At 67.9% G+C, this 371-nt stretch carries 1 protein-coding gene; it reads left to right on the forward strand.

What is annotated here, in order from left to right; all coding sequences use genetic code 11:
• On the forward strand, nucleotides 1-371 hold a 371-nt coding region (locus ACZYSP_RS35320), incomplete at both ends, for an SDR family oxidoreductase (RefSeq protein ID WP_489019205.1).

A 371-nucleotide genomic window follows, 5' to 3' on the forward strand; every position in this document is an offset into this window, starting at 1 on the left:
CGACAGCGTGGTCACGCTGCTCGAGTGGACGTCGCAGGGCCGGCCCAAGAGCATGCATTACGTCTCGACGCTGGCGGGGATCGACCAGAACAACAAGGACGGCACGGTCACCGAGCAGTCGGCTCTTGCTTCCTGGAGCGGGCTGGTCGACGGCTACAGCCAGAGCACATGGGTCGGCGATGCGCTGGCCCGCGTGGCGCAGGCACGCGGCATGCCGGTCGCGATCTACCGGCTGGGGGCGGTCACCGGCGACCACTCCCACGCGATCTGCAACGCCGACGACCTGATCTGGCGCGTGGCGCATCTCTATGCCGACCTGGATGCGATTCCCGACATGGACCTGCCGCTCAACCTGACGCCGGTGGACGACG

The organism is Variovorax sp. F042, assembly GCF_057814215.1.